General features: G+C 58.0%; 13 protein-coding genes. 9 read left to right on the top strand and 4 right to left on the bottom strand.

Going from position 1 to position 13,278, the window contains the following annotated elements:
- Positions 1–66 precede the first annotated feature (66 nt).
- The gene (gene rfbC / locus CKW20_RS19675) at positions 67–612 is read right to left on the bottom strand and encodes a dTDP-4-dehydrorhamnose 3,5-epimerase (RefSeq protein ID WP_095054407.1); all 546 of its coding nucleotides are present in this window, start codon (positions 610–612) and stop codon (positions 67–69) included.
- 177 nt (positions 613–789) lie between these two features.
- On the opposite strand from rfbC, the gene CKW20_RS19670 reads away from it, so the two are divergent.
- The 4 genes from CKW20_RS19670 to CKW20_RS19655 all read left to right on the top strand — a co-directional run bounded on the left by CKW20_RS19670 (position 790) and on the right by CKW20_RS19655 (position 6,469).
- Positions 790–3,702 (top strand): aminotransferase, encoded by a 2,913-nt coding sequence (locus CKW20_RS19670; RefSeq protein WP_095054406.1) that lies wholly within the window; start codon positions 790–792, stop codon positions 3,700–3,702.
- 320 nt (positions 3,703–4,022) lie between these two features.
- The gene (aguB, locus tag CKW20_RS19665; protein WP_095054405.1) at positions 4,023–4,901 is read left to right on the top strand and encodes an N-carbamoylputrescine amidase; all 879 of its coding nucleotides are present in this window, start codon (positions 4,023–4,025) and stop codon (positions 4,899–4,901) included.
- A 3-nt stretch (positions 4,902–4,904) separates the two neighbouring features.
- Positions 4,905–6,011 carry an agmatine deiminase gene (gene aguA / locus CKW20_RS19660; RefSeq protein WP_095054404.1) on the top strand — a complete coding sequence of 369 codons (1,107 nt, stop codon included), beginning with the start codon at positions 4,905–4,907 and terminating at the stop codon, positions 6,009–6,011.
- A 245-nt stretch (positions 6,012–6,256) separates the two neighbouring features.
- The gene (locus CKW20_RS19655; protein ID WP_030129326.1) at positions 6,257–6,469 is read left to right on the top strand and encodes a hypothetical protein; all 213 of its coding nucleotides are present in this window, start codon (positions 6,257–6,259) and stop codon (positions 6,467–6,469) included.
- A gap of 142 nt (positions 6,470–6,611) precedes the next feature.
- Here CKW20_RS19655 and CKW20_RS19650 read toward each other — a convergent pair whose 3' ends face one another.
- Positions 6,612–8,705, bottom strand: coding sequence for a TonB-dependent siderophore receptor (locus CKW20_RS19650; RefSeq protein ID WP_095054403.1), 2,094 nt, complete (start codon positions 8,703–8,705; stop codon positions 6,612–6,614).
- A gap of 255 nt (positions 8,706–8,960) precedes the next feature.
- Between CKW20_RS19650 and CKW20_RS19645 the strand changes: the two genes are divergently transcribed.
- The 5 genes from CKW20_RS19645 (at position 8,961) to CKW20_RS19625 (ending at position 12,053) form a co-directional block, all read left to right on the top strand.
- Positions 8,961–9,632 carry a DsbA family protein gene (locus CKW20_RS19645; RefSeq protein ID WP_095054402.1) on the top strand — a complete coding sequence of 224 codons (672 nt, stop codon included), beginning with the start codon at positions 8,961–8,963 and terminating at the stop codon, positions 9,630–9,632.
- A 205-nt stretch (positions 9,633–9,837) separates the two neighbouring features.
- Positions 9,838–10,584: a 2OG-Fe dioxygenase family protein gene (locus CKW20_RS19640; protein ID WP_095054401.1), complete on the top strand. Its 747-nt coding sequence runs from the start codon at positions 9,838–9,840 to the stop codon at positions 10,582–10,584.
- Positions 10,585–10,630: 46 nt separating this feature from the next.
- Positions 10,631–11,044 carry a GNAT family N-acetyltransferase gene (locus CKW20_RS19635; protein WP_176466933.1) on the top strand — a complete coding sequence of 138 codons (414 nt, stop codon included), beginning with the start codon at positions 10,631–10,633 and terminating at the stop codon, positions 11,042–11,044.
- Positions 11,041–11,757 carry an AzlC family ABC transporter permease gene (locus tag CKW20_RS19630; protein ID WP_095054400.1) on the top strand — a complete coding sequence of 239 codons (717 nt, stop codon included), beginning with the start codon at positions 11,041–11,043 and terminating at the stop codon, positions 11,755–11,757. Before CKW20_RS19635 ends, CKW20_RS19630 begins: the two co-directional genes overlap by 4 nt.
- The gene (locus CKW20_RS19625) at positions 11,736–12,053 is read left to right on the top strand and encodes an AzlD domain-containing protein (protein ID WP_038978526.1); all 318 of its coding nucleotides are present in this window, start codon (positions 11,736–11,738) and stop codon (positions 12,051–12,053) included. Before CKW20_RS19630 ends, CKW20_RS19625 begins: the two co-directional genes overlap by 22 nt.
- On the opposite strand, the gene CKW20_RS19620 is transcribed toward CKW20_RS19625, so the two are convergent.
- Positions 11,970–12,896: a LysR family transcriptional regulator gene (locus tag CKW20_RS19620; protein WP_095054399.1), complete on the bottom strand. Its 927-nt coding sequence runs from the start codon at positions 12,894–12,896 to the stop codon at positions 11,970–11,972. The genes CKW20_RS19625 and CKW20_RS19620 overlap by 84 nt on opposite strands.
- A gap of 261 nt (positions 12,897–13,157) precedes the next feature.
- On the bottom strand, positions 13,158–13,278 hold a 121-nt coding region (locus CKW20_RS19615), incomplete at its 5' end, for a transposase (RefSeq protein ID WP_141228961.1).

Genomic DNA, 13,278 nt, shown 5'->3' with positions numbered 1-13,278 from the left:
GCTTGCGGGCGCAGTCTGCGCACCTGGGATCAAGTGCGCGCTGGCGGTGAAGATTCACACAGGCATTCAGGAAAAGACGTCAGCGTCCTTGAGGAGCGCGGCGGCCTGATCCTTGGCCGACAGTTTCGGTGCTTCGTCCAGCTGCCAGTCGATGCCCAGGTCCGGATCGTCCCAGCGAATGCTGCGCTCGGCCGACGGCGTGTAGTAGTCGGTGGTTTTGTAGAGGAACTCGGCGAAATCACTCAACACCACAAAACCATGGGCGAAACCTTCCGGTACCCAGAGTTGGCGATGATTGTCAGCGGACAGGCGCACCGCCACCCATTTGCCGAAATGCGGTGAGCTGCGGCGAATGTCCACCGCCACGTCCAGCACTTCACCGACGGTGACGCGGACCAGTTTGCCCTGAGTGTTTTCCAGCTGGTAATGCAAACCGCGCAGTACGCCTTTTTGCGAGCGGGAATGGTTGTCCTGAACGAATTGGGTATTCAGACCGGTCGCTTCTTCGAAAGCCTTGGCGTTGAAGCTCTCATAGAAGAAGCCGCGCTCGTCACCAAATACCTTGGGTTCGAGGATCAGAACACCGGGCAGGTCGGTGGTGACTACATTCATGGTGTTTCTCCAGCAGAAGGTGTGATGGCCGACATTCTTACGCAAAGTGGTGGTTGGTGCGAGTGGGGCATAAAGAGAGTTGCGTGGACATTTGATTCGCGCCAACCAGGGAGGGGGTTGCGTATCGCCCCAAGCAGTGGCGATATAAGCGCCTAATAAAATTTCAGGGGTCGTTGTATGCCGCTCGCTACTTTGATTCACCGCGCCAGTTTGCCGAGCCCTCACGTGTCTGCGGCGCAAGCGCTTGAGCTGCTGGAGGAACATTACGGGCTGAGCGGGCGGTTGCAGACGCTTGGGAGCCAGCAGGATCTCAACTACCGGGTCGACAGTGATCAGGGGCGTTTCGTCCTGAAAATCTGTCGTGGCGATTATTCGGCGCTGGAGCTTCAAGCCCAGCACGCAGGGCTCAAGCATCTGGCGGAACATTCCGGGGTGCCGGTGCCTGGAGTGATTGCTGCGAAAAATGGCGCAGACTTGCTCTCACTTGAGGTTGGGGGCCAAGCAGTGCACGTGCGCCTGCTCGACTACATCGACGGCCAATCCCTGACGCACCTCAATCATCTAAGCCATTCAGTGGTCACCGGTTTCGGTCGGCTCTGCGGCGAAATGGACCTGGCGCTGGCCGGTTTCGATCATCCGGGCCTTGAGCGCACCCTTCAATGGGACGCCCGCCACGCCAACGCGTTGATCGCGCATTTGCTGCCGGTGATCAAGGATGATCGGCAGCGAGAATTGATTGTTGAGGCGGCCGAACAGGCTGAGCGCCATTTGCAACCGCTGGTGGGTAAGTTGCCGGTGCAGGCGATTCACATGGACATCACTGACGACAACGTGGTCTGGCAGCGGGATTCCCAGCGCCAATGGCAGTTGCAGGGCGTGATCGATTTCGGCGATCTGGTCCGAACCTGGCGGATCACTGATCTGTCGGTGACCTGCGCCGCGCTGCTGCACCATGCCGATGGCGATCCGTTCTATATTTTGCCGGCGATTCGGGCTTATCACGCGGTCAATCAGTTGCAGCATGAAGAGTTGCTGGCGCTATGGCCGCTGATCGTCGCCCGCTCGGCGGTGCTGGTGCTGAGTGGCGAGCAGCAGGTCAGCATCGATCCGGGAAATGAGTACAGTCGCGACAACCTGACCCATGAGTGGGAGATTTTCCGCGTTGCTACGTCGGTGCCATTGGCGTTGATGGAGGCGGCGATTCTTGCCGCAGTCGGTCAAAGCCTGCCGAGCATCGGCAGTGAAGGCTTCACGCCATTGTTGCCGAGTCTGGTGGGGCGCGAATTTGCTTTGATCGATCTGGGCGTGCTCAGCCCACATTTCGAGGCGGGTAACTGGGAGCAGGAGGGGATCGATCTGCGTCTGTTGACGGAGGCCGCCGCTGCTCACGGTCTGGCGGCCAGTCGATATGGCCAATATCGTCTGTCTCAAACCCGACCGGACAGTGCCAGCGAACCGGATACTTTCCCGTTACACGTTGCGTTGCGAGTGCCCGACGGCACGGCGGTCGAAGCACCGTTTGCCGGCGTTATCCATATTGAAGGGGAAAACCTGCTGCAACTGGATGGCCCGGAACTGAGCGTCCGATTGTGGGGTGTGACTCCATCCATGCGCAGTGGCGCAGCACTGGTCAAAGGCCAGGTGCTGGGTTCGGTCAGCGGGCCGTTGATCGTGCAGTTGTGTCGAAGCGCTCAACTGCACGCGCCGTTGTTTTGCACGCCTTCACGCGCCGCAGCCTGGCAGGCGTTATGTCCTTCACCTGCCGCATTGCTGGGCCTGGCCTGCGATGCGGAAGAGGAACTCAACCCGCAGACGTTGCTGGCCCGCCGCGACGCGAGTTTCGCTCGCTCCCAGAAGCACTATTACGTCGACCCGCCGCGCATCGAGCGAGGCTGGCGCAATCACCTGATCGACATGCAGGGCCGCTCTTACCTCGACATGCTCAACAATGTCGCGGTCCTGGGTCATGGCCATCCGCGCATGGCCGCCGTCGCCAGCCGACAGTGGTCGCTGCTCAACACCAACTCGCGTTTTCACTACGCGGCGATTGCCGAATTTTCCGAGCGCTTGCTGAAGCTGGCACCGGACAATATGGATCGCGTATTTCTGGTCAACAGCGGCACCGAGGCCAATGACTTGGCGATCCGCCTGGCCTGGGCCTACAGCGGCGGTCGCGACATGCTCAGCGTGTTGGAGGCGTATCACGGCTGGTCGGTGGCGGCGGATGCGGTCTCTACCTCGATTGCCGACAACCCCAAGGCCCTGAGCAGCCGTCCGGACTGGGTGCATCCGGTGACTGCGCCAAACACCTATCGCGGTGAGTTTCGTGGCGTCGACAGCGCACCGGACTACGTGCGTAGCGTTGAACACAACCTGGCGAAAATCGCCGAGCAAAAGCGCCAATTGGCCGGTTTCATCTGCGAGCCGGTGTACGGCAATGCCGGCGGTATCTCGCTGCCGCCGGGCTATTTGAAACAGGTCTATGCATTGGTTCGCGCTCAGGGCGGGGTATGCATCGCCGATGAGGTGCAGGTCGGTTATGGCCGCATGGGCACATTCTTCTGGGGCTTCGAGGAGCAGGGTGTGGTGCCGGACATCATCACCATGGCCAAAGGCATGGGTAACGGCCAGCCGTTGGGCGCGGTGATCACTCGTCGGGAAATTGCCGAAGCGCTGGAGGCCGAGGGTTACTTTTTCTCGTCGGCCGGTGGCAGCCCGGTCAGTTGCCAGATTGGCATGGCAGTGCTGGATGTGATGGAAGAAGAAAAACTCTGGGAAAACGCCCAAGTCGTGGGCGGGTATTTCAAGGAGCGTCTTGAAGCGTTGATTGATCGGCATCCGTTGGTAGGAGCGGTGCATGGTTCCGGCTTCTATCTGGGCGTGGAGTTGATTCGCAATCGAGAAACCCTGGAGCCTGCGACCGAAGAAACCACGGCGTTGTGCGATCGTCTTCGTGAGTTGGGGATCTTCATGCAGCCGACGGGTGATTACCTGAACATCCTCAAGATCAAGCCGCCGATGGTTACCTCGCGTCAGAGTGTGGATTTCTTTGTCGACATGCTCTCGAAGGTCTTGGACGAAGGGTTGTAAGACTTGATATCGCTTTCGCGGGCAAGCCTCGCTCCTACAGGATTTGTGTTGTTCGCGGATTGTATCCGCACGGCATAACCCCCCGTAGGAGCGAGGCTTGCCCGCGAAGGCGTCATAAAGACATACATAAATATCGATTGTTATCGGGTTTAAGTGAGTAATTTTAGACAGAAAGAATATTTATTGCTTTAAAAGCCGATTTTTATCGGCTATAAAGTCGCCACTGCCCACGGTGTGGACAAACCACGCCCGGTGCTACCTCTTTCTGTCATCGGTCGATGCCACTCTCGACCCTCAAGCACTTGCCCAGGAGATGATTCATGAGCCGTATCGTTACCGTCGCCGCTACCCAGATGGCCTGTTCCTGGGACCTTGAGGCCAACATTGAGACCGCTGAGAAGCTGGTCCGTGAGGCTGCGGCGAAAGGCGCGCAAATCATCTTGATCCAGGAGCTGTTCGAGGCGCCGTACTTCTGCCAGAAGCCGAACCCGGACTATCTGCAACTGGCTACGACGGTTGAAGATAACGTCGCCATCAAGCACTTCCAGAAAGTCGCCAAAGAACTGCAGGTCGTTCTGCCGATCAGCTTCTACGAACTGGCCGGCCGCGCACGTTTCAACAGCATCGCGATCATCGATGCCGACGGCAGCAACCTCGGGATTTATCGTAAAAGCCACATCCCGGACGGCCCTGGCTACCACGAAAAGTACTACTTCAACCCGGGCGATACCGGCTTCAAAGTCTGGAATACCCGTTACGCAAAAATTGGCGTGGGCATCTGCTGGGATCAGTGGTTCCCTGAGTGCGCCCGCAGCATGGCGCTGCAAGGTGCGGAAATCCTGTTCTACCCGACCGCCATCGGCAGCGAGCCACATGACAAGACCATTTCGTCCCGCGACCACTGGCAGCGCGTGCAACAAGGCCATGCCGGTGCGAACCTGATGCCGCTGATCGCCAGCAACCGCATCGGCAACGAAGAGCAGGACGGCTACGACATTACCTTCTACGGCTCATCGTTCATTGCCAACCCGTTTGGCGAGAAAGTCCAAGAGCTGAACGAAACAGAAGAAGGCATTCTGGTTCACAGCTTCGACCTCGATGAGTTGGAGCACATCCGCAGCGCATGGGGCTCATTCCGTGACCGTCGTCCGAACCTGTATGGCGCGATCAAAACCCTCGACGGTTCCCTGGAGTCCTGAACCATGACCACGTTGAACAGCACCCCTCGCACCGACGGCTTTTACATGCCAGCCGAATGGGCGCCACAGACCCAGACCTGGATGGTCTGGCCCGAGCGCCCGGACAACTGGCGCCTGGGCGGCAAACCGGCGCAAGCCGCGCATGTGGCGGTGGCCAAGGCCATCGCGCGATTCGAACCGGTGACCGTGGCGGTCTCCGCTGGCCAGTATGAAAATGCTCATGCCCGTCTCGACGTGCCGAATATTCGTGTGGTGGAGATGTCCAGCGATGACGCCTGGGTTCGGGACACTGGCCCGACGTTCGTCATCAACAACCGCGGCGAAGTCCGTGGTGTGGATTGGGACTTCAATGCCTGGGGCGGTTTCGACGGTGGTCTGTATTCGCCGTGGAACCGTGACTCGCAGGTGGCGGGCAAGATCCTCGAAATCGAGCGCAGCCCGCGCTACCGCACCGAGGGTTTTGTGCTCGAAGGCGGTTCGATCCATGTCGATGGCGAAGGCACCCTGATCACTACCGAAGAGTGCCTGCTCAACCGCAATCGCAATCCGCACATGGACCGCACGCAGATCGAAGCGGTGCTCAGCGCCAATCTGGCTGTGGATAAAATCATCTGGTTGCCAGACGGTTTGTTCAACGACGAAACCGACGGCCATGTGGATAACTTCTGCTGCTACGTGCGTCCGGGCGAAGTACTGCTGGCCTGGACCGACGACCCGCAGGACCCGAACTACCCGCGCTGCCAGGCGGCAATGAACGTGCTGCAAAACAGCACCGATGCCAAGGGGCGCCCGTTCACGGTGCACAAGATGCCGATTCCGGGGCCGCTGTACGCAACTGAAGACGAGTGCGCAGGTGTCGATCCGGTGGATGGCACTCAGGAACGCAATCCGACCGTTCGTCTGGCCGGCTCTTACGTGAACTTCCTGATCGTCAACGGCGGCATCATCGCGCCGAGCTTCGACGACCCCTTGGATGGTCCGGCCAAAGAGATTTTGCAGAGGTTGTTCCCGCAACACGAAGTGGTCATGGTGCCGGGTCGTGAATTGTTACTGGGGGGCGGTAACATCCACTGCCTTACCCAACAACAGCCAGCCCCGCACAAGGAGTGAGTGAGGTCGTAACACCTTGAGTTGATTGAAGAATCGATTGAGCAACGATTCAGCCTCGTTGTTTCACAGAAAGCCCGCAGCCCATCAGGACCGCGGGCTTTTTTGTATCCACTTATCGACACTTCGAAAACATTGGCACAGCTCTTGTATCTTCGATGGCGCAACACGGGGAGGGAGAGAACTTCGATGTTCTGTCATAAACCTTGGATAAGTTAGCCGCTCACAAACCAGGAGAGAGCGCTGAGATGAACGCCGAAATGAACGTCGTGAGCGAGCGGGCACTGCATCCCCTGGCAGTTAACAGCGAATCGCTCCAGGTCTTGGCGCAATGGTTGAAGTCCAATGGAACGCGTCAGATCAGAGAACCTGATCCGCGCCGGATGATGATCGAGCGCTACCCCGCTGGTTTATTCAGCGAGGCGGAACTGGAAGCACTGTGGGATGTGATGGAAGGATAAGAAGAAAAACAACGGATTGATAAAAGCGCTGCCGGGAAGGCGGCGCTTTTTTTATGGGCGAAAGGTTTTATGAGCACTGGAGATCATTGATCGTTCCCACGCAGAGCGTGGGAACGATCAACCCAAACCGTATCAACAGTGTTTAGAAGCTGTAAGTACCGGTCACGACCAGGCTCCGTGGTGCGCCAGGTTGAATCTGTGCCGCACTGGTGGCCGACGAGTAATACTCGCGATCGGTGATGTTGTTCAGTGCCGCCCGCAAATCCCAATCCTTGTGCCGGAAGCCGGCCAATGCATCCCAACGGCCGTAACCTGGCAGCACGGTAGTGTTGAGGTTGTCGGCGTAACGCTGACCCACCAAGGTCAAACCGGTTTCGGCGTACCAGCCCATTTCCGGTTTCCAGGTCAGGAACAGGCTTCCGTTGCGCTTAGCCACGTTGCTGATGCGTTTGCCTTCGAAGCCGTTGTTATCCTTCTCGACCGTGGCGTCCTGTACGCCCACGCCACCGCGCACGTACCAGTTGCCAGAGATCTTGCCGGTGCCGGTCAGCTCGATCCCGCGGGAGCGTTGCAGGCCGGTGAGCAATGTCACGGTCGGATCGTTCGGGTCGCTGGTGCGACGGTTGGAGAGTTCCAGTTCATAGATCGCCAGCGTAGTGCTCAGGCGATCGTCGAGCCAGTCGCTCTTCACGCCGATTTCCTTCTGCTTGGTCAGCTCGGGACTCAGGTCGTTGCTGTTGCCGGCCGCGCCTGGGGTGATGCCGATCAAGCCGCCGCCGACCGGGGAAAAGGTCTTGGTCCAGGATGCGTAGAAGGAGTGATTCTGCAGCGGCGTCCAGACCACGCCTACACGCGGGCTGGTGCTGTGGCTGTCACGATCTTCGGAAATGCCCCGCAGCTTGTTGGTCGATTCGATATCAAAAGTGTCGTAACGCAAACCGGCAAGCAGTTGCCATTGATCGTTCAGACGCAGTTGATCCTGCACGTACACCGCACGGCTTTCGACTTCGGTATGGGTGCTGCTCGACACCTGCATGCGCCCGGTGTGGCGCAAATCGCGATTCGGGTTGTACAAGTCCAGCGCCGGTACTGGGGAACTACCGGGTCCGGAGGTTGCTGCGTTATACAGCGTCGGATCGCGACGCTGGCTGCCGATCTCGATACCGGTCAGCAGGCGATGCTCCAGGCCGAGTGTGTCGAAGCCGCCTTCCAGCTCGATGTTGTTATAGACGTTGCGGGTGGTCAGGTCTTGCTGCCAGTGCTGGCGAGTGACCTTGTTGGTTGCCGGGGTGTAACCGGTCAGGTAAGTGTTGTCGAAATCGCTGTTGAGCTTGAACACACCCAAGGTATGGCGCAGCTGCCAGTTATCGCTGAGTTCATAGCTGAGTTTCGAGCGCAGGGATTGCGACTTGTCGTCGATGAAATCGTGCTCGCTGCCGTAGGTCGTGTCCCGTCCTACGTCCGCCGGGCGCCCATTGACCCCTGGGATACCGCGATCCGGCGTACGGTTGTAGCGGCTGTATTCGTATTGCACCAACCAGTTCAGGTCGGGCGTCAGTTGCCAGCTCATGGACGGCGCGAACAGTTGGCGATTGCCGCTGACACCGTCGCGGAAGCTGTTTTGGTCCATGTTGCCCATGTTCAGGCGCAGGCTGATGTTCTCGCTCGGATCGGTGCTGAGGTCGGCATAAAGACTACGCAGATCGTCGCTGCCGCCCTGGGCTTCAAGGGTCGAGCGGCGGCCGAACTCCGGCAGCTTGCTGACCCGGTTGACGATCCCGCCTTGGCTGCCACGTCCATACAACACCGCTGCCGGGCCTTTGAGGACTTCGATGCGTTCGATGTTGTGCAAGTCGCGCACGTACTGGCTGTCGTCACGGATGCCATCGAGATAGAAGTCGTTGCTGGCGTCGAAACCACGGATGCGCAGGCTATCGAAGCGGGTGTCGGCACCACTGCTGACGTTAGGGATACCGCTCAGCGCCGTGCCCAGATCGTTAGTGCCGTAATCCACCACGTTCGCGGTTTTCACCGAATCGATGGCCTGCGGCACATAACGCACCGGTGTCGCAGTGCGCGTCGCAGTGCTGGTTTCCTTTACGCGTGGATCGTCAGCTTGCGCTTCGGCGCTGATCGAGGTCTCGGGTAAAACAGTCGTGGCGGCGCAGGTAAAACCGGCAGACAAAAAAACGGAGAGCCCAAGGGTGACGGGCGTAAGGCGGAAGGGGGCAGGCATCTAAAGCGCATCCGGAAGGGTAGAGAAAATCGAGGGCGCGAATGGTAATGCTTGTTATTTACTTTCGTTAATTGTTCTTGAATGGTTTCTTCGTTTGATTGTTTCAAGTTATGTCGTGATTGGTACAAAAGTATTAGGGGCGTATTCGACCGATTCATGAAACAGACTGAAAGCCATTCCAGCGTTTTTCCGAAACTGTCTGGGGATTAATCTGCCGGCATTGAGTTTTCTTACTTTGTTGCCGGAGTTTTCCCCATGATCCTTCACTACATTTACGACCCTCTGTGCGGCTGGTGTTACGGCGCCAAACCATTGGTCCAGGCTGCCCAAGCCGTATTGCCAGTGATCGCCCACGGTGGCGGCATGATGACCGGCGCCAACCGCCAGACCGTTTCGCCACAACTGCGCAATTACGTTATGCCCCACGATCGACGCATTGCCGAGTACACCGGCCAGCCGTTTGGTGAGGCGTATTTTGAGGGTTTGCTCCGCGATGTGACGGCGGTGTTCGATTCCGCGCCGCCGATTGCCGCCGTGCTGGCAGCCGAGCAGATCGCTGGACGCGGTCTAGCGTTGCTGGGGCGTTTGCAGACGGCTCATTACGTAGAGGGTCGACGCATCGCTGACGAAGCCGTTCTGCTGGAACTCGCCATACAGACAGGTCTTGAACTTGAGGCGTTCCAACAGGCATTTAATGAAGCCGACACCGAGCGCCATATCAAGGACAGTCGCGCACTCTTGGCAAATGTTGGCGGTCAGGGTTTCCCGACCTTCGCGCTGGAACAGGATGGCCAGTTCACCCTGGTCGACATAGGCCCGTGGCTCGGCAAGCCGCAAGCCTTCGCCCAATGGTTGAACCAGTCACTTGTGGCAAAAGAGTCTTCATCCGCGTTTCAAATCTGTGGTCTCGACGGCTGTGCCCATTGAATTTAAAAACTCCTGACTGGTTTGGTTCTTTTGCCTCATAACCCTGGAAAAGCATCTGAAACGACTGTTTTCCTCATAAAAAGTCGAATTAAAGCAATTTCATACCGCGTTTCAAGCAACCCTTGATATGCCTGAAATTCTTTCTCATGGGCCGCAAATCCTGCACCTACTAGATTAAGCCGCTAAATGCAGCGGAGACCTGGTAATGATCGTGTTGAACAGAGAAGTTGGCGAATCGCTACGGCGCGACAAGTATGTCAACGTCAAGGGAGCCGACTTCAATCTCTTCGGTCATTTTTCCGACTTCGTCAGATTGACCAAAAGTTGGGAAAGCATGGAGCCGGACAGTTATTACGGCCAGGCCGATGCGGGCATGCGTTTCCGTCGTTACAGTGATTTCGAATACAACCCGGTCACCCGTGACTTGAAGCAGCTGGAACACCGCGCCTACGTGCAATCGAAGGCCAACAACAGCTATGTCGGGGGACTTGAGCGGCACTTCCAGGATTTCTCTAATGAAGTCATCAATTCGCCGGTGATGCGCAGCCTCATCGATGCGGATTTCGAGGTGTACAAAAACGTATTGCCGCCGGAGTTGCACGACGAAATCTGGCAATGCCAGATTCATCAGATCCGCATCGAGATCAAGCCGGGCAAGCAACTGGAAATCACCCCGGAAGGTATTCACTGCGACGGTTATCCGTTCAGCGGTGTGCATTTCTGGGGCCGCAACAACGTGGATGGGGCGGAGAGCCGTTTGTATTCGGCCCAAGAGGAACAATTGGCGGTGACGACCTATCTGGAAATCCTCGACACCACCTACTTCCTCGATCGCGACATGCGTCACTACGTGACACCGGCACGCAACACCCACGCTCACGAAATGGCCTATCGGCAGATTCTGGCCATTTCCTTCTCGCGGCCCGGGACCGCTTTCGACATTGTTCGCTGAACAGCTAGACCCCATGATGCACATCGCCGAGTGCCCCGCACGGGTGATGCTGCAGCGCGCGACGGCCAAGGATGCCCAACGCCTGGAGCGCTTCTTTCGGCAATTCGAAGAAGTGTCGTTCTGTGAATGGCAGGACGCCAAATGCCTGCGCGGTGTGTTGGTGCAGAAAACTACCATCGCGTTCCTCGCGGTCGATGTCTGTGGCGAAGTGGTCGGCGCGGTATTGGGCGGCATGCTCGGCAGCCGTGGCACCATCAATCACTTGGCGGTGAGCCCGCAGTATCGCGCCCAAGGCGTCGGTCAGCGCCTGGTGGAAGCGGCCTCGGCGGACATGAAACGGGTGGGCGTGCTGCGGATGTTCCTGTTTGTCGACGATGCTAACCTTGCCGGCAAACGTTTTTGGAGTGCCCAGGGCTTTTGCGAGCCACGCGGCGAAACGACCTTTGAGAGGGACCTATGAATGAGACGTCCAGCAGCCAGCCGCTAATGGTCGAGCCCCAGCCCTCGCGCACCTTCGCTGAAGCCAGCCCGGTAGTGGCGGGTTACTTCACGGTGTCGTTCGTATTTGGTTTGATGGCCGTCAATGCCGGTTTGCCCGTGTGGCTACCGGTCGCGATGTGCTTGTTCGTCTACGCCGGTGCCTCGCAGTTCGCTGCTCTGGCGCTGATCTCCAGCGGCGCGTCGCTGACCACCATCATCCTCACCACGTTTCTGATCAATGCACGGCACATGCTGATGTCGGTCTACATGGCCAAGGCCTTGCAGGCAATGGGGCTCAGTCGTCTCGAGCGCTGGTGTTATGCGGGCGGGCTGACCGATGAATCGTTCGCCTTCCACAGCGTCAAACTGGGCAAGGGCACCCCGGTCAATGTGCGTTACCTGATCGGCTTCAATCTGTATTGCCACACGTCGTGGGTGCTGGGCGGTTTGCTGGGCGCAATCTGCGCGCAGTACGCGGCGCACCTGATCAAATATCAGCTCGACTATGCGCTGACCGCGATGATGCTCTACGTGCTGGTATCGCTGTGCAACACCCGCAACAAACTGATCGCCGCACTGGCCGCGGTCGCCTGCATGGGTGTCTTGAGCCTGGTCGGCAATTCACCCTTCAACGTATTCATCGCCACATTCGTGGGCTGCGGGGTGGGTGTATGCCTGACCAAACGTTCCTGATCCTGGTCGTCGTGCTGATGATGGCCGTGACGTTCCTGCCGCGCGCGTTGCCGCTGCAGGTGAGCACTGACCATTGGCCACCCTTGGTCGCCCGGGCGCTGGAATACCTGCCGGTGGCGATCGTCGCTGCAATCAGCCTCACGCCCCTGTTGATCAAGGATCAACAGGTGCAGCTCGATCGCCCGGAATTCTATGCAGCGATTCCGACGTTGTTATGTGCGTATTTCAGCAAAAACCTCTTTCTCAGTGTGGCGGTTGGGACGGCTGCGTACATTGCGCTCGGATCGTTCATGTAGCGACAGAGCGACCACGTCGTTCAGGGCCTGGCCCGACAACTCGGGGTTATTGACCGCCAGCCGTACTTCGAGGGAATCCTCGAAACCCGGGAAAATGGTCAAGCCGTTACGCAGGGCTGCCTCACGGGAAACCATGCCGAGGCCGTCCATTTGCGTGATCAACGACAGGGTCAGGGTCTCGCTGCAGGAATAGATCATCCGCTTGCCTGACTCGTAATTGCCAAGACCGGAGTCGAGAAAGCGCAAGAAGCTGTGGGAATACGGACAATCGTCGGCCGGTCGAACCTGAACCTTATTGCCGAGCAGCATCAGCGGATCGTTCTCCTGACCGCAATGAGCACCGACCACCTGCACCTGTACCTCGGGCAGGGCAATGCTGGATAACCCCGGTTGCTGCGGGCCGATCAGCACGGCCAGGTCGAAGTCTTCATTCTTCAACTTACTGAGGTTTTCCATCGACTCCGCGTAGCTGAATTCCAGCTGATAATCAGGAAAAACCTCAAAGAGGCGTCCGATCATTCGCCGGTTGAAGTCGGCCGAGAGCGTGGTATTAAGCGCAACCTTGAGCGTGCGCTGCCCAGGCACCTTGAGCGCGGCGACTTTCTCTTCCAGTTGCCGCGTAGCGACCAACACTTTGTCCATGTAGGGCGTGAGCTCCGTGCCCTGCGTTGTCAGAGTCAGCCCCTTGTTGGAGCGACGAAACAACCGAAAACCGAACTGCTCTTCGACCTTGTTCAACTGCGCGGCCAATGCCTGCACGGTCAAACAGGAATGCTCTGCCGCCGCCGACAATGAGCCGGTCTGCACAATGCGCATGAGGTTACGTAAGGTTCTGCTATCCATTTGGGTAATGCCCTCTAAAGTGGGCTGGCTATTGTTGTGTACCTTGCCGCCGGGTAGGCGTCGGTCGCGTGCTGGCTATGATCCTGCACCTGAGCATGCTTGTCCCGAGTTTAGTAGCGAAATGATTTCGCGTCCGATGGTTGGCGGCTTGCACGGGATCGGGGATTTTGGTTGGGGGCGAGTGATCGGGTCAGAAAAATGCCTGGATGGGAAAAGTACGTTGATCGACGAAACCTTTTCCAAGGGCAAAAAAAAGGTTCTTCACGGATTACCGGGAAAGACGCTCTTGATCTTCATGAAAAAGAATTCGCTGTCCCGGTAACCGTACGCCATCCGCTTAATGACCTTTATTCGATTGTTTATGCCTTCCAGCTGGCCCGTG

The sequence above is a fragment of the Pseudomonas sp. Irchel s3b2 genome (genome assembly GCF_900187445.1).
GTDB lineage: Bacteria > Pseudomonadota > Gammaproteobacteria > Pseudomonadales > Pseudomonadaceae > Aquipseudomonas.
This window is presented reverse-complemented; position numbering and strand designations above follow the sequence as displayed.